Genomic DNA, 22,153 nt, shown 5'->3' with positions numbered 1-22,153 from the left:
CCGCAGCTTCGCTGCATGGGGCCGGAGTAAGCGCTGAATCGCTAACGCCAGCCGACCGCAGCTTCGCTGCATGGGGCTGGAGTAAGCGCTGAATCGCTAACGCCAGCCGACCGCAGCTTCGCTGCATGGGGCTGGAGTAAGCGCTGAATCGCTAACGCCAGCCGACCGCAGCTTCGCTGCATGGGGCTGGAGTAAGCGCTGAATCGCTAACGCCAGCCGACCGCAGCTTCGCTGCATGGGGCCGGAGTAAGCGCTGAATCGCTAACGCCAGCCGACCGCAGCTTCGCTGCATGGGGCCGGAGTAAGCGCTAAAGCGCTAACTCCGGCCGACATAGGAGCATTCATGGGCTTTCTCGCTGGAAAACGAATTCTGCTGACAGGCTTGCTGTCCAACCGCTCAATCGCCTACGGCATCGCCGAAGCCTGCAAACGCGAAGGCGCGGAACTGGCCTTCACCTACGTCGGCGAGCGCTTCAAGGACCGCATCACTGAATTCGCCACCGAATTCGGCAGCGACCTGATCTTCCCCTGCGACGTCGCCGAAGACGCGCAGATCGACGCGCTCTTCGCATCGCTGAAAGAACGGTGGGACACGCTCGACGGCCTCGTGCATTCGATCGGTTTCGCGCCGCGCGAAGCGATCGCAGGCGATTTCCTCGACGGCATGACGCGCGAAAACTTCCGCATCGCCCACGACATCTCCGCGTACAGCTTCCCCGCGCTAGCGAAAGCAGCCGCGCCGATGCTGTCGGCGGATGCTTCGCTGCTCACGCTCAGCTACCTCGGCGCCGAGCGCGCGATCCCCAACTACAACACGATGGGGCTCGCGAAGGCATCGCTCGAAGCGAGCGTGCGGTATCTCGCGGCATCGCTTGGCTCGAAAGGCGTGCGCGTGAACGGCATTTCGGCCGGCCCGATCAAGACGCTCGCGGCAAGCGGCATCAAGGGCTTCGGCAAGATTCTGGAATTCGTCGAGACCAATGCGCCGCTCAAGCGCAATGTCACGACCGAACAGGTTGGCAATGTCGCGGCCTTCTTGCTGTCGGACCTGGCGGCGGGCGTGAGCGCGGAAATCGTGCACGTCGACAGCGGGTTCAATGCGGTCGTCGGCGGGATGGCGGCGGCTGCGGGATAAAACTCGCGTATAGACTAAAAAAACCGTCCCCCCGTAAACAGGGACGGTTTTTTGCTTAATGGTGATGCTTGTCGTGCCCCTTTCCGTGGCCGTGGTGCTTGTCATGCCCATAACCATGTCCATGGCCGTGTCGGCGGTAATAATCGTCGCGGTCCCAATAGCGTCGACCGTCGTAATAACGGTTGCCATGCCAGCCGATCACGACCGGCGGCCGCATGTACACCGGCGCCGGCTGATAGATGACGGGCGGTGGAGGCGGCGCATAGACCGGCTGCGGCACTACGTAGACCGGCGCCGGAATCCCGACGTTGACGCCCACGTGAACATCCGCCGCAAACGCGGCACAACTGGCAAACAGCGCGCCGACTCCCACAAATCGGACAATGAAGTTATTTTTCATGATGAAGCGGCCTCGGTATCTTCTGGTTCGTGTCGAGCCGAAATATAACGGACAGCTTTCAGTCACGTATTTCACGTTTGTAAGTTGTTTCTCGGATCGGCGTAATGTCTGGAGAAAGCTTACCTTTTGTTACATCGGACGAATGCGTTGACGCCGACAAAAAAGCCACGCGATTTGCATCGTGTGGCTTTTTTGTTTCAGCAAGACTGCGCTGCTAAATTCAGTGCCATCCGTTGTGGTGCCCGTTGTCGTGATGTCCGCCATGACCGTGGTCGTAATGATCCGGATGACGGCGATACCAGTCGTCACGATCCCAGTACCGGCGGCCGTCGTAATACCGATCGCCATGCCAGCCGGCCACGATCACCGGCTGTGCCACGTACACCGGCGGGGGCGGCGCGTAGACAACGGGCGGAGGCGGTGGCGCGTAGACCGGCTGCGGCGCGACGTAGACCGGCGCGGGAACCCCGATGTTCACGCCGATATGCACCTGCGCCATGGCCACCCCGGACACGCACAGACTGCCGGCTGCGACGACGCCGGCGAGCAAAGAAGCCTTCGATACCTTGTTCATGTGAAGCCCACCTCGATGGGTTGTTTATTGTGTCGACGCGAATATAGCGGATCGGTCCAGCCGAGGTGTTTCAGGTTGGTAACTCCGTATTACCGTCTTGCGCAATTCGCGACCTTACGTCCAGTAAGGCTCCAGAGGATTTTGCAAAATGCTTGCAGATCGTCCAGACCGGGTTCACGCGCACGCACCTGATTGCTAACATTCCCCTTTCGACGATGACTCCGTCGCGATATGTCACTAAATAGGAATGTTCGTGTGGCGCTTCTCCCGGCTTCTGCCGACCATCGCGCACAGGCGCGCGCAAGCCGCCATCGACATTCTCCATTACCGAAAGGCTCTCAATGAAATTTCACCGTTTCTTCGTCGCGGGTTCAATGTGCGCGATGCTCGCCGGTTGCGCCGGCATGGACCCGAACGCGCTCGTGCAGTCGGGCCAGCTCGCGACGCAGGCCGCCATGCTCACCGACGCCGACGTTCGCTCCCTCTCCGACAAATCCTGCGCGCAGCTCGATAGTGAGAACAAGATCTCGGCGGCGAACAGCACCTACACGCAACGCCTGAACAAGATCGCGGCGCAACTCGGCAACAACATCAACGGCGTGCCGGTCAATTACAAGGTCTACGAGACGAAGGACGTCAACGCGTGGGCGATGGGCAACGGCTGCGTGCGCGTCTACAGCGGCCTCATGGACCTGATGAACGACGACGAAGTGCGCGGTGTCGTCGGGCACGAGATGGGTCACGTCGCGCTCGGCCACACGAAGAAGGCGATGCAGGTCGCGTACGGGACGTCCGCGTTGCGCTCGGTGGCGGCGGCGGGAACGGGGGTGATCGCGAGCTTGTCGGCGTCGCAACTGGGCGATCTGTCGGAAAAGTTTGTCAACGCGCAGTTCTCGCAGCAGCAAGAATCCGCCGCCGACGACTATTCGTTCGACATCCAGAAAAAGAAGGGACTCGACCCGTCGGGGCTCGTCACATCGTTTCAGAAACTCGCGTCGCTCGGCGGCAGCCAGTCGAGCCTGACGATGCTCGATTCACATCCGCCTTCGGCCGCGCGGGCGAAGCATATTCAGGATCGGATTGCGTCGGGAAAGTAATGTGATGCACACGACGGTTTCGCTTAAGCGGGCCGTCGCCGAATGTCCGGGAGACGCTTAGTCCAGCCAAGCTTCGCGTGAAGGGACAAATTATCGCGAGCACAAAACAAAAACCCCGCAGAGCCTAGACTCTGCGGGGTTCCTCTACCATCGCTGGCGGAGACGGAGGGATTCGAACCCTCGATCCAGGTTTTGGCCCAGATGCTCCCTTAGCAGGGGAGTGCCTTCGACCTCTCGGCCACGTCTCCCAAACTTTCGGTCGCGCAGGGAGTCAGCGCGACGAAGCCAAGATAATAGCGGGTTCGAAGGCGCGGGTCAATTTCGCAGACGATTTTTTTCACACGTCAAAACGATCATCGACCAGCACGTCAAAACCCAACGCCATCAAGCCTGATCGAGCTCGAACGCCTTGTGCAGCGCGCGCACGGCGAGCTCGGTGTACTTCTCGTCGATCAGCACCGAGATCTTGATCTCGGAGGTCGAGATCATCTGGATGTTGATGCCCTCCTCCGACAGCGTGCGGAACATCGTGCTCGCGATGCCCACGTGCGAGCGCATGCCGACGCCGACCACCGATACCTTCGACACCTTCGGATCGCCCAGCACGCGCTCGGCCTTCACGTGATCCTTCACCTGCGTGTTGAGGATCTCGGTGGCGCGGTGATAGTCGCCGCGGCCGACTGTGAACGTGAAGTCGGTCTTGCCGTCCACGCTCGTGTTCTGGATGATCATGTCGATGTCGATGTTCGCATCGGCGACCGGCCCGAGGATCTGATACGCGATGCCGGGCTTGTCGGGCACGCCCATCACCGCGATACGCGCTTCGTCACGCTGGAACGCGATGCCCGAAATCACTGCTTTTTCCATGGTCTCGTCTTCTTCAAAAGTAATCAGGGTGCCCGAGTGCATTTCGTCTTCGAGCGGAATCAGCGGGTCGGTCAGGCTGGAGAGCACGCGCGTCTTCACCTGATACTTGCCGGCAAATTCCACCGAGCGGATCTGTAGCACCTTCGAGCCTAAGCTCGCCATTTCCAGCATTTCCTCGAACGTCACGCGGTCGAGCCGGCGCGCTTCTTCCACCACGCGCGGATCGGTCGTATAAACGCCGTCGACGTCGGTGTAGATCAGGCATTCGTCGGCGGCGAGCGCGGCGGCGATCGCAACCGCCGAAGTGTCCGAGCCGCCGCGGCCGAGCGTCGCGATGTGGCCTTCCGGATCGACGCCCTGGAAGCCCGTGATGACGACGACCTTGCCCGCGTCGAGATCGGCGAGCACGCGGCCGCCGTCGATTTCGCTGATGCGCGCCTTCGTGAATGCGCTGTCGGTCTTGATCGGCACTTGCCAGCCGGCGTAGCTGACCGCTTCGAGGCCTTCGGCGTGCAGCGCGATGGCGAGCAACCCCACGCTGACTTGCTCGCCCGTGGAGGCGATCATGTCGAGTTCGCGCGGGTCAGGCTGCGGCGTGATGTCTCTCGCGAGACCGAGCAGGCGATTGGTTTCGCCGGACATCGCCGAGGGCACGACGACCATCTTGTGGCCGGCCTTGTGCCATTTGGCGACGCGCTTGGCGACGTTCTTGATGCGCTCGACGGAGCCCATCGAGGTGCCGCCGTATTTGTGTACGATGAGTGCCATTGTCGTTTTGAACTGGAGGGAAAACCGCGCTGTAGCGCTGCTGGCGTTGCGACCGACGACTTCGGGGTGGCGTTGGACCGGGCAACGGGCGTGAGCGCCGGGGTGAGACGACCAAGCGGATGCCGCTCGCGCGAACTCGTATGAGCTACTGGGCGCGAAAGTGCGATTCAGGCGGCGAAAATCGGGTCTTTTGGACGCAAATGCTGCGAAAAACGCACGGCGGGCAAACGAGTTAACGTACCCGATCGGGCCTCAAAATACAAGTTCCAGTGCGTTTCACGGGCCCATTCAGCGCGGATTTCGCATCACGCAATGAGTAAGTCGGGCCGCCACACGATGCGTCTGGAAGCGTCTGCGTCTCGCGTCGTCAAGGCGTCGCGATTCACGCCGATCAGCGGCACGAACAGCAGCGTCTCGCCGATGAACAGCAACGGCACGTCGCGTTTCCACGCTGGCACACCGCGCTCCTGAAAGAGATTCTTGAGCGTGCGGCCCGGCGTATCGGCGGAGAGTTTCATGCGCTCGCCGCCCGCCCGCGAACGCGCCTGAAGCGGGGCCGAGCGCAACACGCTTTCGGCAATCGCGTCGGTATCGGTGGCGGCGCAGTGCTCGAACACGAACGAGCCGCGCCATTGCGGCAAACGCCACACTTCGTCACCGCGCCATTGCAATTCGACCGCCATCTTCGGGGCGTTTGAGCCTTCGTCGAGATCGGCAGGATCGGCGCTCTCGCCCTGCTCCCAGAAGATCGATCCGCGATATTCGCGCAGGCAATGGCCCGCGTGATCGATGCGCAACGCGTGGCCGTCACGCGCCGCGTGCGCGTCGCGCAACTGGCGCAGCACGTCGGCGATGCGCGCCGTCGATGCCGCAGGCAAGCCGCGCGAACGCATCCAGTAGCGCAGGAGGTTGGTGGCGCGTTCGTCGTTGAGCGTGAGCACCGCGTCGAGCTTGAGCGCGCTCTCTTCCTCACGCGCGCCTCCGAAATCGATGCGGGCGAGTTCATCGAGCAGCCGTTGCGCCGACGCCGCGTGCGACGCCGTACGCGCGAGCGCATCGCGAAATCCGGGAAAGTGCACGGCGAGCACCGGCAACACGTCGTGGCGCAACGCGTTGCGTGCGTAACGCGTATCGACGTTCGATTCGTCGTCGATCCAGTTCAGGTCGCGTTCGTGCGCGTAATGTTCGAGCTGGGCGCGCAGCAGCTTGAGCAGCGGACGCACGCGCGGCACCGACATCGTCCCGTCGATGCGCTCCGGCGCCATCGCCGCGAGTCCCGCAACGCCCGCGCCGCGCAGCAATTGCAGCAGCACGGTCTCGGCCTGATCGTCAGCGTGATGCGCGAGCCATAGTGCGGCTGCGCCGTGTTCATCGCAGAGTTGATCGAGCGCGCGATAACGCGCGTCGCGCGCCGCCGCTTCCAGGCTTTCGCCGTTCGCACGCACCACGTCGACGTTGCGCGCGGCAAAGCGCACGCCGAGCGAATCCGCGAAGGCTTCGCAGTGGGCGGACCAAGCGTCGGCATTCGGGCTGAGTCCGTGGTGCACGTGCAGCGCAACGACGCGCGATGCGCCCGCACAGCGCACGGCCGCATCGAGCAGCACGGTCGAGTCGAGGCCGCCGCTCAGCGCGACTGCAAAGGGTAAATCGGAAGAAGAAGCCGACACGCGATCGAGCGCCGCGCGCACCGCCTCTGTCACGAGGCGGCTGGCGGGGGTGTCGGTGCCGGAGGTCACGGCGTTACGCGGGGCGGCTTCAGGCGCCCGGCAACGTTTCCTTGAACTTGCCGTACGCCATCAGCTTGTCGAAGCGGCGTTCGCGCACGTCCTGCACGCTCATGCCGTGGAACTGGCGCAGCGAATCAGCGAGCGCGCGACGCAGCAGCGCGGCCATGCCCTTCGGATCGCGGTGCGCGCCGCCGAGCGGCTCGTTGACGATTTTATCGATGAGACCGAGCGCCTTCAGCCGATGCGCCGTCAAACCTAGCGCTTCAGCCGCTTCCGGCGCCTTCGCCGCGCTCTTCCAAAGGATCGACGCACAGCCTTCCGGCGAGATCACCGAATAGGTGGAGAACTGCAGCATCAGGACGCTATCGGCCACCGCGATCGCAAGCGCGCCGCCCGAACCGCCTTCGCCGATGATCGTCGTGATGATCGGCGTCTTGAGCTCGGCCATCACATACAGGTTGCGGCCGATCGCCTCCGACTGCCCGCGCTCTTCCGCGCCGATGCCCGGATACGCGCCCGGCGTATCGACGAACGTGAAGATCGGCAAGCCGAATTTCTCCGCGAGACGCATCAGGCGCTCGGCCTTCCGATAGCCTTCCGGACGCGGCATGCCGAAGTTGCGCAGCGCGCGCTCTTTGGTATCGCGGCCCTTCTGATGGCCGAGCACCATGCACGGCTGCCCATTGAAGCGCGCAAGGCCGCCGACGATCGCGAGGTCGTCGGCGAAATTGCGGTCACCGTGGAGTTCGTGGAAATCGGTGAAAAGCTCGCTGACGTAGTCGAGCGTATAGGGGCGCTGCGGATGACGCGCGATCTGCGAAACCTGCCAGGGCGAGAGGTTCGCGTACAGATCTTTTGTGAGCTGCTGGCTCTTCTTCGACAGCCGCTCGATTTCTTCCGAGATATCGACAGCGGAATCATCCTGCACGAAGCGCAACTCTTCGATCTTCGCTTCGAGTTCAGCGATCGGCTGTTCGAAATCCAGAAACGTGGTCTTCATTTTCTTCGAATCCTTGGAGCATCGGGCAGCGCGTATTCTAACCGCGCCTCACCCTATCAAATTCGGGTCGCAACTATCAATTATAAGATAACGATAGCGGCCACGGCATCTTTTGCTTTTAATGATCTGCGGGAATCGGATCCAGACTGCGCCACATGTACCACGTCGCCACTGTACGCCACGGCTCCCAGTTCGCCGCGACTTCGCGTGCTTCGCTGCGCGTGACCGGCTCGCCGCTGAAGTAGTTCACGCTGATCGCCTGGATGAGGCCCAGGTCGTCGAGCGGCAGTACGTTCGGGCGCGACAGGTTGAAGATGAGGAACATCTCCGCCGTCCACCGACCGATGCCGCGAATCTGCGTCAGTTCGGAAATGACAGCTTCGTCTTCCATCGACGTCCAGGTATCGACGTGCAGCGCGCCCGAGACGAAATGCTGCGCGACATCGAGGATGTATTCCGACTTGCGCTTCGACAATCCGCACGCCTGCAGCTTTTCGTGACCGAGCTTGATGAACTGCTGCGGCAGGAGCTTCGGACACGCCGACTCGACGCGTTCCCAGATGCTCTGCGCGGCACGCACCGAAATCTGCTGGCCGACGACCGAGCGCGCGAGCGTCGTGAACGGATCGTCGCGATTGATGAGATGCACGGGCCCGAACTTCGGGATCAGCTTCTTGAGAATGCGGTCGCGCTTGACGAGGTCGGTGCACGCCTTGTCCCAATAGGCGGGACGCGTGATCTCGGCCTTGAGCCCGGCGATCTGGACGGGGACGGCGGCATCGGCCGTGACGACACGCGACTTGCGCACGACCTCGCCTTCGTGTTGCGGATCGCGCACGAGCGCGGTCGCCGAAGCGGAATCGGCCTCACCGTTGCCCTTCAAGCCCGCACGTTTTCGCGATGCAGGTGCGGGCGCGGACGACGAAGCCTTGCCCGTCCGCGTGACGCCATTGCCGCGCGCGGTGAGCGTTACTTCATCGGTGGCTGCCTTCTTCGCAGTGGTCTTTCTCGTCGCACCATTTCCTGCCTTCGCGGGCGCTTTCGCCTGCGTGCGCCGCGTGCTCTTCGTGACGGGCGCTGCATTTCTTGCGGACGCGGCTCGTTTAGCCGGCGCCTTCCTGGCCGTTGCCATCATGCCTCCTGCCTGGTGAGTCGATTAGAGGGTGTGAATGGCCGCGCTCAGACGCGGCGCCATTCCGTCGACCCACCCGGTTTGTCTTCAAGCGCAACACCGGCCTCAAGCAACTGCGCGCGAATCCGGTCTGCTTCGGCATAGTTCTTCGCCTGCTTCGCGGCGACGCGAGCGGCGATCAAAGTTTCGATCTCGGCGGGCGCGATGCCTGCATCGCCCGTGCCTGCCGCTTGCTGAAGGAACGCGCGCGGCTCACGGCCGAGCAATCCGAGCACACCCGCGAGTTGCTTCAACTGACGCGCGAGCGCCGTGTCGCGCGTGCGGTTCACCTCGCTTGCGAGATCGAACAGCACCGATACCGCGACGGGCGTGTTGAAGTCGTCGTTCATCGCCGACTGGAAGCGCGCTGCGTGCGCCTCGTTCCAGTCTAGCGGTTGCGTGTCCGGCTCTACATCCTTCAGCGCTGTATACAAACGCGTCAGCGCGCCGCGTGCGTCGTCGATATGCACGTCGCTGTAGTTCAGCGGCGAACGATAGTGTGCCCGCGCTATAAAGAAGCGCACGACTTCCGCATCAAATTTTTCAAGCACCTCGCGGATCGTGAAAAAGTTGCCGAGTGACTTCGACATCTTCTCGTTGTCGATCTGCACGTAGCCGTTGTGCATCCAGTAGTTCACGAACTGCTGTCCGGTCGCGGCCTCGCTCTGAGCGATCTCGTTCTCGTGGTGCGGGAATTGCAGGTCCTGCCCGCCGCCGTGGATGTCGAACCGGTCGCCGAGGAGTGTGCAACCCATCGCCGAACATTCGATGTGCCAGCCCGGACGTCCGCGGCCCCACTTCGAATCCCAGCCGGTGTCCTCGGGCTCGCCTGCCTTCGACTGCTTCCACAGCACGAAGTCGAGCGGGTCTTCCTTCGCTTCGTTGGCCGCGACGCGCTCGCCCGCGCGCAGGTCCTCGATCGACTTGCCCGACAGCTTGCCGTAACCCGCGAACTTGCGCACCGCGTAGTTGACGTCGCCGTCCTTGCCCTGGTACGCGTAACCGTTCGCCTCCAGCATGTCGATCATGCCGAGCATCTGCGGGATGAAGTCGGTTGCGCGCGGTTCAAGGTCCGGCCGTGCGACGCCGAGCGCGTCGGCGTCTTCGTGCATCGCGTCGGTGAAGCGTTTCGTGAGCGCCTTGATCGACTCATTGTTCTCGAGCGCGCGGCGAATGATCTTGTCGTCGATATCGGTGACGTTGCGGACGTAGGTCACCTCGTAGCCGAGCGTGCGCAGCCACCGCTGCACGATGTCGAACACGACCATCACGCGCGCATGGCCGATGTGGCAGTAGTCGTACACCGTCATTCCGCAGACATACATGCGCACCTCGCCATCGCGAAGCGGCACGAAAGATTGCTTGTCACGCGCGAGCGTGTTGTAGATGCGCAGTGAATTCATAGAAGACGGTGCGGGTCGGAAAACATCCGTGTGTTGATGTCGCTGGATCACGTGTTGGCACTACCATGCTGGTAAAAGCGGCGCGAAAATCCAGGCACGCGATCCGCGGACATTGCGAGGCGATGACCCTCGAACAACGTGCTTCGGATCACGCATGCCGCCCAAGCAAACAAGAGGCTCACGCTGCGATCAAAACGGAGACGACCACGAGTGGCGTAAAGACAGTCCGGCGTTCGACGGAACGTCCAGACCTTTTGTTAGAATGGGTCGGAGTATAACATCCAGACCTGAGCCTATGAAACCTTCAAGCGGCCGCGCACAAGGCGTTGCCAACCGAGCTGCAAGCCGCGTCGCCACTCGCTTCGCGGGCATCGTCGCAACCGTTTTTTCGAGCGCGATGAGCACTGCAAGTTTCGGTCTCGCCGCGAGTTTTCTGTGCATCGCCACGGCTCACGCGCAGGTGTCGACGGCCACCGCCGACGGCACGCCGCAAATCGATTCCGCCATCGCGCAGAAAGATTATGCCGGCGCGCTAACGCAACTCGACGCGCGTCTTCAGGCGAACCCGCGCGACGTCCAGGCGAAGTTCAAGCGTGCCACGATCCTCGCGCGCCTGAATCGCGACAACGAAGCGATCACCGCATTCACGGAGCTCACGCAGGCCTATCCGGAACTGCCCGAGCCGTACAACAACCTCGCCGCGCTCTACGCCAAGCAAGGCCGCTACGAAGACGCGCGCGTCGCATTGGAAACGGCCACGAAGGCAAACCCGAGCTATGCGCTCGCGTACGACAATCTCGGCGATCTTTATCTGCGGCTCGCGGCCGAGTCTTACAAGCGCGCGCAGTCGCTGGGATCGAAGAGTCCGCTCTCTCGCCAGCGCGTCGCCGACATTCAGAAGATCATCGCGCCGCCGCCCGCGCCCAGGAAAACAGTCGCGCCGGGTGCAGCTACACAAGACTCGTCCTACACGGCGCCGGCCATGACGCTGCCCTCGCCCTACTCGCCGTTCGGCGGCCCGACAGGCCCGTTCCCGACCTCGCCCTACATCGCGCCGAACGCGCAACCGTGACATCGCCCGCCTGTCAGCGCGAGATCAACATGATCGGGCGCGGCAGGTTCGATACGACGTTGGACCCGTTGCAACTCTAACCAGAGGATCGATTCTTCATGAAATTGCTGATGTTGGCGCTCGGCAGCGCCGCACTGATCGCCAACGCTCCCGCGTTCGCTCAAGCTGCACCGCAGGCCGCGCATCCGAGCGTGCTGTTCAAGACCTCGCAAGGCGACATTCGTGTCGAACTCTATCCCGAGAAGGCGCCGAAGACCGTCGCGAACTTTCTCGACTACGTGAAGTCAGGTCAGTACAGCGGCACGATCTTTCATCGCGTGATTCCGGGCTTCATGATCCAGGGCGGCGGATACAGCACGAGCTTCGCCGAGAAGCCCACGCGCGCGCCGATCCCGCTCGAGAGCAAGAACGGCCTGAAGAACGCAGCCGGCACGCTGGCGATGGCGCGCACGAGCGACCCGAACTCGGCCACCGCGCAGTTCTTCATCAATACGGTCGATAATGCGGGTCTAGACTTTCCGAACCCGGACGGCAACGGCTATGCCGTCTTCGGCAAGGTCACGGCGGGCATGGACGTCGTGAAGAAGATCGAAGGCACTCCGACCACCACGCGCGGGCCGATGGCCGACGTGCCGCAAAAGCCAATCGTCATCGAATCGGCGACGGTGGTCTCGAAGTAAGCCGCCTGCGGGCTGCTACGACAAATCAACATACACATCGGAGAAACACATCATGGTCGAACTGCATACGAACCACGGCATCATCAAGATCGAACTGGACAGCGAGAAGGCGCCCAAGTCGGTCGAGAACTTTCTCGCCTACGTGAAGAAGGGCCACTACGACAACACGGTGTTCCATCGCGTGATCGACGGCTTCATGATCCAGGGCGGCGGCTTCGAGCCGGGCATGAAGCAAAAGCCGACCGACGCGCCGATCGACAACGAAGCCAACAACGGCCTGAAGAACGACAAGGGCACGCTCGCGATGGCGCGCACGAACGATCCGCATTCGGCGACCGCGCAGTTCTTCATCAACGTAGGCGACAACGACTTCCTGAACCATTCGTCGCCGACGCCGCAGGGCTGGGGCTACGCCGTGTTCGGCCGCGTGGTCGACGGTCTGGACGTGGTCGAGAAGATCCGCAAGGTCAAGACGGGTTCGAAGGGCTTCCACCAGGACGTCCCGGTTGACGACGTGGTGATCGAGAAGGCCGTCGTCGTCGACTAATGACCGACGTCACGCATCTCGATGCGCAAACAGCGGGGACGGCGAGTGATTCGCGCCCGCTGTTTTTTATTGCCGATCTGCATTTGAGCGACGCGATCCCGCACACGGTCGCAGCGTTCGAGCACTTCGTGACCGTCACGGCAGGCGAGGCCGATTCAGTGTTCATCCTGGGCGACCTGTTCGAATTCTGGGTCGGCGACGACGTGCTCGACGCATCGGTCGATCACGAACGCGCGCGTTTCGCGCGGCGCATGACGAAGCTGATGCATACGCTTTCTGAACGCGGCATCGCGCTCTATGTGATGCACGGCAATCGTGATTTCCTGCTTGGCCGGCGCTTCATGAAGGAAGCCGGCGCGCTGCCGCTGCCCGATCCGTTCGTGATGACGGCGTTCGGCACGCGCATCGTACTCGCGCACGGCGACGCGCTCTGTACCGCCGATCCCGGTTATCAGCGGTTTCGACGTTTCGCGCGCAATTCGCTCGCACAACGCCTCTTTCTAGCGATGCCTTTGAAAACACGCCTCGCGATCGCCGAACGCATGCGCTCGAAAAGCGAAGGCGCGCGCATGATGCCGGTGTCGTCGAAATACGATGTGACGCGCGAGGGCGTCGGGCAATTGTTCGCGTCGAGCGGCACGCATACGATGATCCACGGCCACACGCACCGGCCGGCGCGGCATCGCGAAGCCGACGGCACGCGCTGGGTCATCCCTGACTGGGAACTCGACCACGGCGAGCGGCGCGGCGGTTATCTGCGCATCGACGCCGCGGGCATTCGCGCGCTGCCGCTCGAATAAGCGCAGCGGCTCAACGCCGAGCCGCCTCCCCTTCCATCGCAGCCGACAGCCGCTTCAGGTCGATCAGCGCGGCGCCGTCGATACCGTTCAACGCTTCCAGCCGCGCGCCGAGCTTCTCCAGCGCCACGACGATTTCATCGACGCGCTGCGTCTGCGTCGATGCATGGTCGATCAGGCCGTGGATAGCGAGCGAGACGGGATCGTCAGCGTTCGGTGTGATGCCGTACGCGCAGAAGCCGCTGCTTTCGGACCGGCGCGCCGGATCGGCGGGACGCTCCGTCGCGGGCACCACGATCCGCGCGGGATTGCCGACCGCCGTGCCGCCCGCAGGCACCGGCTTGACGACGACCGCGTTCGAGCCGATCTTCGCCTCCTCGCCGATCGTGAATCCGCCGAGCACCTTTGCGCCCGCGCCGACGATCACGCCGCGTCCGAGCGTCGGATGGCGCTTCGCGCCGCGTGCGAGCGACGTGCCGCCGAGCGTCACGCCCTGATAAATCGTGCAGTCGTCGCCGATTTCCGCCGTCTCGCCGATCACGACGCCCATGCCGTGATCGATGAACACGCGCCGTCCGATCGTCGCGCCCGGATGAATCTCGATGCCGGTCAGGAAGCGCGCAACCTGCGAGACGAAACGTCCGAGCCAGCGCAGATCGCGCGTCCAGCACGCGTGCGAGAGCCTGTGAAGCTGGATCGCGTGGAAGCCCGGATAACACGTGAGCACTTCCCAGGCGCTGCGGGCGGCGGGATCGCGCTCGCGGATGGCGTCGATGTCTTCGCTCAGACGTTTGAACATGTCGATGGCTCGGTGAGTGACGGCAAGGGGGAGGCCGGGGACCGCGTCGATCGGGCTTTAGCACGAAACGCGCAATCCTTATCTTGAATTTTGCCGATTGTAGGACGAGCCCGCCGGTTCTGCTCGATGCCCCCGCTCGCGAAGCGGTCGGGGACATCGAATACGGTTTGCCTCAGTCCTTCTTCACGCGCAGCAGAATATGCTTCGCGACGCCGCGCAGGATGTTCACCTCTTCGCGCTCGAGCCCGGAACGCGCAAAAAGCCGCCGCACGCGCGACATCAGCTTCTTCGGGTTCGCGGGATCGAGAAAATCGAGCGCGATCAACGCGTTTTCGAGATGCGTGTACATCCCTTCGATCTCGTCGCTCGATGCGTTCGTGCCGACGCTTTCGACGTCCGGCAACGTCTCCTGGAACGCGAGCCGCAGCTCGTAAGCCAGCACCTGCACCGCCTGCGACAGGTTCAGCGAGCTGTACGCCGGATTGGCCGGAATGTGCGCAAGCGCGCTACAGCGCTCGACGTCGGCGTTAGAGAGGCCTGTGCGCTCGTTGCCGAACACGAGCGCGATGTCGCCGTGCCGCACGAGTTCGTGCGCCCGCCCGGCGGCCGCGCGCGGCGGAAGTTGCGGCGGCCCGTACTCGCGCTGGCGCGCGGTGAGCGCGACCGACCAGTGCACGCCCGCGAGCGCCTCGGCGAGCGAATCGACGATGACCGCGGACGCGAGCACGTCGTCCGCGCCGCTCGCCATCGCGATTGCTTCCGGCTCGTCGTTTACGTGCGGCACGCGCGGCGCAACGAGCACGAGGCGCGAAAAGCCCATCGTCTTCAGCGCGCGCGCCGCCGCGCCGACGTTGCCGGGGTGGCTCGGCTCGACGAGCACGAAGCGAGTCGACGTGAAACCGCCGCTCAGGTTGGGGGAATCGAGTGAGTCCAAAGCGTGTCCTGCCGATTGATGAACTGAGCCGTCATGGTAGCGCCTCCCACGCCCTGGCTGAATCAGCCGGAAGCAATAGGAGTCGACTGAATCCCGCTAAGACAGTCTTACTTCAGGTAAAATACCGCCTTCGCGCGCCACGAACGCCGTTCTTCGCCGGCCGCCCCGCTCTTCTCCAATTCGTCTTCCGTCGACATTGTCGTTGTCGCCAACTTCCGGTTTGCCGCGCTCCCGCGAGGCGGCGCCGGCCAAAGGATCTCGCTCATGCATCCGATGCTCAATATCGCTGTCAAGGCCGCCCGCCGCGCCGGACAGATCATCAACCGCGCGTCGCTCGACCTGGACCGCATCCAGGTCAGCAAGAAGCAACACAACGATTTCGTGACGGAAGTCGACAAGGCGTCCGAAGCCGCCATCATCGAGACGCTCCACACCGCCTATCCCGATCACTCGATCCTCGCCGAAGAATCCGGCAAGGACGATCGCGAGTCCGAATTCCAGTGGATCATCGACCCGCTCGACGGCACCACGAACTTCATCCACGGCTTCCAGTATTACTGCGTGTCGATCGCGCTTGCGCATAAAGGCATCGTGACGCAAGCAGTCGTCTACGACCCGACGCGCAACGACCTCTTCACCGCATCGCGCGGACGCGGCGCTTATCTGAACGAGCGGCGGATTCGCGTTGGCAAACTTGATCGTCTGGCGGATGCGCTGATCGGCACGGGCTTTCCGTTCCGCGATGGCTCGGGCCTGAAGGACTATATGAGGCTCTTCTCCGAAATGACGCTGTCGTGCGCGGGTTTGCGCCGTCCGGGCGCGGCGGCGCTTGATCTGGCGAACGTCGCGGCGGGCCGCATGGACGGCTTTTTCGAACAAGGCATCCACCCATGGGACGTGGCAGCCGGCAGCCTCATCATCACCGAGGCGGGTGGGCTAGTCGGCAATTACACGGGCGAATCGAATTTCCTGCATGAAAACGAGATCGTCGCAGGCAATCCGAAGGTGTACGCGCAGATGATCAAGATTCTCGATCCGTATTCGAAGACGCGGGAAAACGCGGCTTAATTCCTCGCATGAAAGGGAAAGGCAGCTTCGGCTGCCTTTTTTGCGTTTGGGGAGCGCGCCAGCACGCTGGGAACGTCCGTGCACGCTATTTGCGGCTCCGCTACAGTGCATCTCTTTGCCCGCACCGGCCCGCCCGTCAAGCGCTCTTCCATGAAAAAAGGCTTCTACACGATCATCGCCGCGCAGTTCGTCTCGTCGCTCGCCGACAACGCGCTGCTGATCGCCGCGATCGCGATGCTCACGGTGATCAAATCGGCTTCGTGGATCACGCCGCTTCTGCAAATATTCTTCACGATTTCCTACGTGCTGCTCGCGCCCTTCGTCGGTGCATTCGCCGATGCACTGCAAAAGCGCCACGTCATGTTCATGTCGAATGCGCTCAAGGCGGCGGGCTGCGCGCTGATGATCGCGGGGGTGCATCCGATGATTGCGTATGGCGTCGTTGGCCTCGGTGCCGCCGCCTACTCCCCGGCCAAGTACGGCATCCTCACCGAGCTGCTGCCGCCCAACAAGCTGATCCCGGCAAACGCGTGGCTCGAATCGGCGACGGTCGGCTCGACGATCCTCGGCACCGTGATCGGCGGCGCGCTCGTCAGCCAGTATGTGGAGCGCTGGGTGCCGGGCGCGCATTGGCCGCTCGTGCATACCGCCGCCGATGCCGCGATGACCGCCGTCATGCTGATCTACGCGGCGGCGGCCGTGATCAACATCGGCATCCCGGATACCGGCGCGCGCTATCCGAACCGGCTCGCGGAACCGTCGAAGCTCATCGGCGATTTCTCGCACTGCTTCAAGGTGCTCTGGTCAGACAAGCTCGCGCAGATTGCGCTCTGGGTCACGACGCTGCTCTGGGGCGCGGCTGTCACGCTGCAACTGCTCGTCCTCAAATGGGCCGATGCGAACCTTGGCCTGTCGCTATCGAAAGCGGCGGTGCTGCAAGGCGTGACGGGCGTCGGAATCGCGATCGGCGCGGCGGCGGCCGCCGCGTTGATTCCGCTGCGGCAGTCGCTGAAGGTGCTGCCGATCGGCGTGGTGACGGGCGCGGTCGCCGTCGCGATGGCGTTCTATAACAAGGACCTGTTTCCAGCCACAGCCGGCGTGCATATCGGGCCGCTGTTCGCGCCGGCCTATATCCTCGGGGCGTATCCGCTGATGATCCTGCTCGGCAGCCTGTCGGGCTTTTTCATCGTGCCGATGAACGCGATCCTCCAGCATCGCGGCGCGACGCTGCTCTCCGCCGGACACTCGATCGCCGTGCAGAACTTCAACCAGAACCTCGCCGTGCTCGCGATGCTCGGGTCCTACGCGCTGCTCCTGACGACGCACGTGCCGGTGGAGTGGATCATCGTGATCTTCGGCGTGTTCGTCTGCGCGATGATGTCGCTCGCGATGCGCCGCCACGCGAAAAACGAACGGCAGGTCGATCTGGGCGCGCTCGCCGGCGAATGAGATCGAGGAACGGGACTTGCTGACTGGTGTAATCTCCCCTTGTTGCCCTGCGGGAGGATGCAAAAACAAGCGGGGAACGATGAGGCGGGGCTGAAGTCGTAAATACCGGACGGCTCGTCACGCAACCTTGGCGCCGCGCGCCCAGGTGCCCGAACGAGCCGCGATTTTCTTTTTTTCGGCACGTCAAAAGGAGCAGCAAATGGGATTGTTCACACGTTCGACGCTCGATAGCAAAATCAACGGCGCAGCCGACCTGGGCCAGCGCGCCGTCAGCGGAGCAAGCGATGCGGTCGATAGCGCCAGCAGCCAGTTGCGCAGCCTTCTGGACGATCTGGACAGCTCGATCCGCGACGCCAAGGATCTCGATGCGGACAAGCTCCGCAAGGAATTGCAGGCCAAGCTGAAGACGGTGCGCTCGCAGATGGACGGCGCGGGTTCGGCCGTGACGGCCAGGTTGAACGATGCAGCCGGTTACGCCGACGAATTCGTGCACGACAAGCCGTGGCATACGCTCGGCGCCGTGGCCGGCCTGGCGCTGCTGGTCGGCTTTCTCGCGGGACGTTCTTAAGTAAGTCTCGCCGTTTCTGACCCCGACGCCCGCTGCGAACGACGGTTCGCGGCGGGCGTCGTCGTTTCATCGTTTTGCGTGGGGTTAGCCGATCGGCCGAGGGCGCGGCTTCAGCGCGACGGGTTACACTCTCGCCCTATATGACCGGTTCGTCTGGCAACCGGTTTTCCCGCACCGAACGCACGCAAGATGGGCACTCATACCGCAACCCCCGAATCAGCAGGCGCGCAAGCGGCGGCCGTCGATCTGTCGCACCACACGCCGATGATGCAGCAATATCTCCGCATCAAGTCGGAGCATCCCGGCACGCTCGTTTTCTATCGGATGGGCGATTTTTACGAGCTTTTCTTCGACGATGCGGAAAAAGCCGCGCGTCTGCTGGACCTGACGCTCACGCAGCGCGGCGCATCGGGCGGCAATCCGATCCGGATGGCGGGCATCCCGCATCATTCGTGCGAACAGTACCTCGCGAAGCTGGTGAAGCTCGGCGAATCGGTGGCGATTTGCGAGCAGATCGGCGACCCGGCGACGTCGAAGGGACCGGTCGAGCGCAAGGTCGTGCGCGTCGTCACGCCGGGCACGCTCACCGATGCCGCCCTTCTCTCCGACAAAAGCGATGTCTATCTGCTCGCGCTCTGCCCGTCGCACAACCGGCGCGGCGTGGTGACGAGCGTCGGGCTCGCGTGGCTCAATCTAGCGAGCGGCGCGCTGCGGCTCGCGGAAGTCGCGCCCGAGGAAACCGGCGCGGCGCTCGAGCGCATCCGGCCGGCGGAGACGCTGATCGCCGATTCGATCACCGATATCAACGCGTCGTTCAGCGTGCCGAGCATCGGCGCGACGACACGCGTGCCGGCCTGGCATTTCGATGTCGCGTCGGGCGGCCAACGGCTTTGCGAGCAACTCGACGTCGCGAGCCTCGACGGCTTCGGCGCGCATTCGCTCACCTGCGCATCGGGCGCGGCGGGCGCGCTTTTGCTCTATGCCGCCGCGACGCAAGGGCAGCAATTGCGGCACGTGAGAAGCCTCAAGGTCGAGCACGAGTCCGAATACATCGGGCTCGATCCTGCTACGCGCCGCAATCTCGAACTCACCGAGACGCTGCGCGGCACCGAATCGCCGACGCTCTGTTCGCTCCTCGACACGTGCTGCACGACGATGGGCAGCCGTCTTTTGCGGCATTGGCTGCATCATCCACCGCGCGACGCGTCGATTGCGCGCGCACGGCAACAAGCAATCGGTGCGTTGCTCGAAGCACCGTCGGGCGCGAGTCTCGAAACGCTGCGCGCGGCGTTGCGGCAGATCTCGGACATCGAGCGGATCACGGGACGCCTTGCGCTGCTGTCGGCGCGTCCGCGCGACCTGTCGAGCCTGCGCGATACGTTCGCCGCGCTGCCGAAGCTGCGCGAACTGCTTGTCGCCGTGCGCACGAACGCAGCCGCGCTGGAACGCATCGACGACGCGCTCGAACCGCCGCGCGAATGTCTCGACCTGCTCGTCGCCGCGATCGCACCCGAACCGGCGGCGCTGATCCGCGACGGCGGCGTGATCGCGCGCGGCTACGACGCCGATCTCGACGAACTGCGCGACATCTCGGAAAACTGCGACCAGTTCCTGATCGATCTCGAAACGCGCGAGCGCTCGAGGACCGGCATCGGCAACCTGCGGGTCGAGTACAACAAGGTGCACGGCTTTTATATCGAAGTGACGCGCGGCCAGACCGACAAGGTCCCCGACGACTATCGCCGCCGCCAGACGCTGAAGAACGCCGAGCGCTACATCACGCCGGAACTGAAGGCGTTCGAGGACAAGGCGCTTTCCGCGCAGGAACGCGCGCTCGCCCGCGAGCGCGCGCTGTACGACGCGCTGTTGCAGAATCTGCTGCCCTTCATCGCGGATTGCCAGCGCGTGGCTCAGGCGCTCGCCGAACTCGATCTGCTCGGCGCGTTCGCCGAGCGTGCCCGCGCGCTCGACTGGGTCGCGCCCGAGTTCGCTGCGGACGCCGGCATCGATATCGAGCAGGGGCGGCATCCGGTCGTGGAAGCGCAGGTCGAGCAGTTCATCGCGAACGACTGTTGCCTCGCAACGGAACGCAAGCTGCTGCTCATCACCGGGCCGAACATGGGCGGTAAATCGACGTTCATGCGGCAGACGGCACTGATCGCGTTGATGGCGTATGTCGGCAGCTACGTGCCGGCGAAGCGCGCGCGTTTTGGCGCGCTCGATCGCATCTTCACGCGCATCGGCGCCGCCGACGACCTGGCCGGCGGCCGCTCGACGTTCATGGTCGAGATGACGGAAGCCGCCGCGATCCTGAACGACGCGAGCGCGTCTAGCCTCGTGCTGATGGACGAAATCGGCCGCGGCACCTCGACCTTCGACGGCCTCGCGCTCGCGTGGGCCATCGCGCGGCATCTGCTGTCGCATAACCACTGCTACACGCTCTTCGCCACGCATTATTTCGAATTGACGCAGTTGCCCCACGAGTTCGCGCAGGCGGCGAACGTGCATCTGTCTGCGGTCGAGCACGATCACGGCATCGTCTTTCTGCACGCCGTGAACGAAGGGCCCGCGAACCAGAGTTACGGCTTGCAGGTCGCGCAACTTGCGGGCGTGCCGTCGGCGGTGATTCGCGCGGCGCGTAAGCACCTCGTGCATCTGGAGCAGCAGTCGATCGGCCAGCCGTCGCCGCAGTTCGATCTGTTCGCGGCGTCGCCTTATGCGGAGGATGCCGTGGAACCCACGCCGGCCGCAGCCGCACCGGAGCATCCCGTGCTCGACAAGCTGCGCGCGCTCGATCCTAATGATCTGCGTCCGCGCGACGCGCTCGATCTGCTCTACGAACTGCATGAACTGGCGACGTCCGCGCCGGATGCATCGCGCTAAGGTGACCGCGGCGGCATCGCGTGCGTTGCTCGCCGTGCTGCTCTGCGGCGTGCTTGCGCAACGCCACGCCGCCGCCGACGATACCCCGCTCAAGTTCGCCATCATCGCCGACGCGCTGACGAAGCCCGCCGACGAAGCGCCCGTGCGCCAGATGCTCGATACGATCTCACGCGATCGCGACATCGCGTTCATCGTCTACGACGGCAACATCAAGGGTTCAGCGGAGCCATGCCGCGACAAGATATTCGAAGGGCGCCGCGACTTGCTCGACGCATCGCGCAAGCCGCTCATCGTGGTGCCCGGACAGCACGACTGGACCGACTGCGGACTCGCGCAATCAGGCGCCTACGACCCGGTCGAACGGCTCGACTTCCTGCGGCAACTCTTCTTCGCCGATGCCAACACGCTCGGCGCCGCGCCGCTTTCGGTCACGCGCGAAAGCGAAGTCGCGCGATTTCGCACGTTTCGTGAAAACGTGCGCTGGCAGTCGCAAGGCGTCGCGTTCGTCGGCTTGAACGCGCCGAGTCCGAACAACCACTATCTGACGGCGGGCGGTCGCAACGGCGAGTTCGAGGATCGCGTGATCGCAAACACGTTCTGGCTCGAACACGCGGCCGAATGGGCGCGGCGCGCGGAGCAGCGGGCGCTCGTCGTGATCCTGCAGGGCGATCCCGATTTCACGCGCTACGAACGCCGCGACCGCTTCGCGTGGTTGCGCTTCACGCGTAACAATCCGCCGCGCGATGGCTTCGTCGAATTCAAGCGAAGTCTCGTGAAAATGGCGAACTCGTTCCGTGGCCCGGTGATCGTGATCCACGGTTCGGAAACGGCGCTGCCGGCGGGCTATCGCATCGACCAGCCGCTGCGCGATGAAAAAGGCGCGGTCGTCGCGAATCTGACGCGCATCGCGATCGCGTTCAAAAAGCCGCAAGCGCAATGGCTCGAAGTGCAGACGAATGCCGGATGGCGGCCGCCGTTCAAGGTCGATCTGCGCGATGTGGCGGGACGCAGCAAGACGGTTGAAGCGAACGAGCCGGCGACTGCCGAACCTGCGCCCTCGCCACCGCGCGACGACCTGCCTCCGGCCACGCTCACGCCGATGCCGCCAATCCTCACGCCGCCGCCCGCCCTGCCACCGATCCTGCCGACTCCCGCGTCGGGGGTGCAGAACGGCATATACCGCGCGGCGCCCGCGAGCGCCGCCGTCGAATAAA

At 63.6% G+C, this 22,153-nt stretch carries 20 protein-coding genes and 1 tRNA gene; 11 read left to right on the top strand and 10 right to left on the bottom strand.

All coding sequences use genetic code 11. From position 1 onward, the window contains the following. The first annotated feature begins 343 nt into the window (after nucleotides 1-343). Nucleotides 344-1,135, top strand: coding sequence for an enoyl-ACP reductase FabI (gene fabI / locus AWB65_RS13840; RefSeq protein WP_087667691.1), 792 nt, complete (start codon nucleotides 344-346; stop codon nucleotides 1,133-1,135). 55 nt (nucleotides 1,136-1,190) lie between these two features. Here fabI and AWB65_RS13835 read toward each other — a convergent pair whose 3' ends face one another. Then, nucleotides 1,191-1,535 carry a hypothetical protein gene (locus AWB65_RS13835; protein WP_087667690.1) on the bottom strand — a complete coding sequence of 115 codons (345 nt, stop codon included), beginning with the start codon at nucleotides 1,533-1,535 and terminating at the stop codon, nucleotides 1,191-1,193. Nucleotides 1,536-1,755: 220 nt separating this feature from the next. Next, nucleotides 1,756-2,109, bottom strand: a complete 354-nt coding sequence (locus AWB65_RS13830; RefSeq protein ID WP_087667689.1) for a hypothetical protein — start codon at nucleotides 2,107-2,109, stop codon at nucleotides 1,756-1,758. A gap of 341 nt (nucleotides 2,110-2,450) precedes the next feature. On the opposite strand from AWB65_RS13830, the gene loiP reads away from it, so the two are divergent. Further along, nucleotides 2,451-3,206, top strand: coding sequence for a metalloprotease LoiP (gene loiP, locus AWB65_RS13825; RefSeq protein WP_087667688.1), 756 nt, complete (start codon nucleotides 2,451-2,453; stop codon nucleotides 3,204-3,206). A gap of 154 nt (nucleotides 3,207-3,360) precedes the next feature. Here loiP and AWB65_RS13820 read toward each other — a convergent pair. The 6 genes from AWB65_RS13820 to cysS form a co-directional block, all read right to left on the bottom strand. After that, nucleotides 3,361-3,454, bottom strand: a tRNA-Ser gene (locus tag AWB65_RS13820). A gap of 136 nt (nucleotides 3,455-3,590) precedes the next feature. Further along, nucleotides 3,591-4,841: an aspartate kinase gene (locus AWB65_RS13815; protein WP_087667687.1), complete on the bottom strand. Its 1,251-nt coding sequence runs from the start codon at nucleotides 4,839-4,841 to the stop codon at nucleotides 3,591-3,593. 305 nt (nucleotides 4,842-5,146) lie between these two features. Beyond that, nucleotides 5,147-6,577, bottom strand: a complete 1,431-nt coding sequence (gene tilS, locus AWB65_RS13810) for a tRNA lysidine(34) synthetase TilS (protein WP_087667686.1) — start codon at nucleotides 6,575-6,577, stop codon at nucleotides 5,147-5,149. A 19-nt stretch (nucleotides 6,578-6,596) separates the two neighbouring features. Continuing rightward, nucleotides 6,597-7,568, bottom strand: a complete 972-nt coding sequence (locus tag AWB65_RS13805; protein ID WP_087667685.1) for an acetyl-CoA carboxylase carboxyltransferase subunit alpha — start codon at nucleotides 7,566-7,568, stop codon at nucleotides 6,597-6,599. 118 nt (nucleotides 7,569-7,686) lie between these two features. Then, entirely contained in the window at nucleotides 7,687-8,700 is a 1,014-nt protein-coding gene (locus AWB65_RS13800; RefSeq protein WP_087667684.1) for a DNA-3-methyladenine glycosylase family protein, read from the bottom strand. Between the two features lie 47 nt (nucleotides 8,701-8,747). Beyond that, nucleotides 8,748-10,142, bottom strand: a complete 1,395-nt coding sequence (gene cysS, locus AWB65_RS13795; protein ID WP_087667683.1) for a cysteine--tRNA ligase — start codon at nucleotides 10,140-10,142, stop codon at nucleotides 8,748-8,750. 295 nt (nucleotides 10,143-10,437) lie between these two features. Here cysS and AWB65_RS13790 point away from each other — a divergent pair, with 295 nt between their 5' ends. From AWB65_RS13790 to AWB65_RS13775, 4 genes are all read left to right on the top strand, one after another. After that, the gene (locus AWB65_RS13790; protein WP_374729746.1) at nucleotides 10,438-11,214 is read left to right on the top strand and encodes a tetratricopeptide repeat protein; all 777 of its coding nucleotides are present in this window, start codon (nucleotides 10,438-10,440) and stop codon (nucleotides 11,212-11,214) included. Nucleotides 11,215-11,312: 98 nt separating this feature from the next. Then, on the top strand, nucleotides 11,313-11,894 hold the full coding sequence (locus AWB65_RS13785) for a peptidylprolyl isomerase (RefSeq protein WP_087657212.1): 582 nt from the start codon (nucleotides 11,313-11,315) through the stop codon (nucleotides 11,892-11,894). 52 nt (nucleotides 11,895-11,946) lie between these two features. Continuing rightward, a complete protein-coding gene (locus AWB65_RS13780; protein WP_087667681.1) occupies nucleotides 11,947-12,441 on the top strand; it encodes a peptidylprolyl isomerase in 495 nt (164 codons plus the stop codon). After that, nucleotides 12,441-13,241 (top strand): UDP-2,3-diacylglucosamine diphosphatase, encoded by an 801-nt coding sequence (locus tag AWB65_RS13775; protein WP_087667680.1) that lies wholly within the window; start codon nucleotides 12,441-12,443, stop codon nucleotides 13,239-13,241. Before AWB65_RS13780 ends, AWB65_RS13775 begins: the two co-directional genes overlap by 1 nt. Before the next feature lie 10 nt (nucleotides 13,242-13,251). On the opposite strand, the gene cysE is transcribed toward AWB65_RS13775, so the two are convergent. Together cysE and AWB65_RS13765 are read right to left on the bottom strand one after the other, a co-directional pair. Further along, nucleotides 13,252-14,037: a serine O-acetyltransferase gene (gene cysE, locus AWB65_RS13770; RefSeq protein ID WP_087667679.1), complete on the bottom strand. Its 786-nt coding sequence runs from the start codon at nucleotides 14,035-14,037 to the stop codon at nucleotides 13,252-13,254. A gap of 172 nt (nucleotides 14,038-14,209) precedes the next feature. Then, a complete protein-coding gene (locus AWB65_RS13765; RefSeq protein ID WP_125474128.1) occupies nucleotides 14,210-14,971 on the bottom strand; it encodes an RNA methyltransferase in 762 nt (253 codons plus the stop codon). Nucleotides 14,972-15,235: 264 nt separating this feature from the next. On the opposite strand from AWB65_RS13765, the gene AWB65_RS13760 reads away from it, so the two are divergent. The 5 genes from AWB65_RS13760 (at nucleotide 15,236) to AWB65_RS13740 (ending at nucleotide 22,152) form a co-directional block, all read left to right on the top strand. Next, nucleotides 15,236-16,039, top strand: coding sequence for an inositol monophosphatase family protein (locus tag AWB65_RS13760; protein ID WP_087667677.1), 804 nt, complete (start codon nucleotides 15,236-15,238; stop codon nucleotides 16,037-16,039). A gap of 150 nt (nucleotides 16,040-16,189) precedes the next feature. Further along, nucleotides 16,190-17,488, top strand: a complete 1,299-nt coding sequence (gene lplT, locus AWB65_RS13755) for a lysophospholipid transporter LplT (protein ID WP_087667676.1) — start codon at nucleotides 16,190-16,192, stop codon at nucleotides 17,486-17,488. A gap of 127 nt (nucleotides 17,489-17,615) precedes the next feature. Beyond that, nucleotides 17,616-18,056, top strand: a complete 441-nt coding sequence (locus tag AWB65_RS13750) for an ElaB/YgaM/YqjD family protein (protein WP_235007616.1) — start codon at nucleotides 17,616-17,618, stop codon at nucleotides 18,054-18,056. 189 nt (nucleotides 18,057-18,245) lie between these two features. Continuing rightward, nucleotides 18,246-20,939: a DNA mismatch repair protein MutS gene (mutS, locus tag AWB65_RS13745; protein WP_087667674.1), complete on the top strand. Its 2,694-nt coding sequence runs from the start codon at nucleotides 18,246-18,248 to the stop codon at nucleotides 20,937-20,939. Then, nucleotides 20,902-22,152 (top strand): hypothetical protein, encoded by a 1,251-nt coding sequence (locus AWB65_RS13740; protein WP_087667673.1) that lies wholly within the window; start codon nucleotides 20,902-20,904, stop codon nucleotides 22,150-22,152. The genes mutS and AWB65_RS13740 overlap by 38 nt, the downstream gene beginning before the upstream one ends. Nucleotide 22,153 lies beyond the last annotated feature (1 nt).

Source organism: Caballeronia humi (assembly GCF_001544475.1).
GTDB lineage: Bacteria > Pseudomonadota > Gammaproteobacteria > Burkholderiales > Burkholderiaceae > Caballeronia > Caballeronia humi.
Note: the sequence above shows the minus strand (reverse complement) of the source record. Positions and strands in the feature narration are given on the sequence as shown.